Annotated in this window: 1 protein-coding gene; it reads right to left on the minus strand. The window is 23.7% G+C overall.

Annotation, left to right across the window (positions count from 1 at the left end):
• Positions 1–141 precede the first annotated feature (141 nt).
• Positions 142–579 carry a hypothetical protein gene (locus L988_RS05410; protein ID WP_047382373.1) on the minus strand — a complete coding sequence of 146 codons (438 nt, stop codon included), beginning with the start codon at positions 577–579 and terminating at the stop codon, positions 142–144.
• Positions 580–634: the final 55 nt, after the last annotated feature.

Genomic DNA, 634 nt, shown 5'->3' on the forward strand with positions numbered 1-634 from the left:
AAGCACTATAAAATAATAAAAAATTTAGAGGAAGAATTAAAAACTTTAAAAAAATTTTAAATAGGTTGTCGGGCAACCCGACGACTGAAACAAAAAAATGTATGTTTAACTAAAAAGTTATACATACATTTTTTTATTTATTTAACGATTTAGTAATTTTTTTATAAATGCTTCAATTTCTAAATAATCTTCATCTGATAAAATTTCGTTAATTTTAAAAAAAGTTACACAGCCCTTTTTTTTAAATTCAAAAATATTTTTTTCTTTTGGGGGATTATTTTCAAGTTCTGTTAGCAACGATTTTAGCTCAGTTAGAGATTTATTCATATAAAGTTTAATTTTTGATTGAGCGGATGTTGAAGATTCTTTTAGTAAGAGAAGTTCTAATATTTTATTTAAGATATCTGATTTAATTGGTCCTACAATTTGTAAAACAGAATTTTTAATAAAAGGATCAAAATCAAGAACTTTTTTGATGGCATAAAATTGAGATTTAGTAATATTAAATTTTTTTAGACATTCTTCGAGAGAGAGATTTTTCTTAGCAGAGAGTTCATGAAGTTTGTAACTTAATTCCAAAAAGGATAGATTTTTTATTTTTTAATCGGAGCTCTTGGAATTAGAAATATGGGAT

Origin of the sequence: Cetobacterium sp. ZWU0022 (assembly GCF_000800875.1) — a bacterium.
In the GTDB taxonomy this organism is placed as follows: domain Bacteria; phylum Fusobacteriota; class Fusobacteriia; order Fusobacteriales; family Fusobacteriaceae; genus Cetobacterium_A.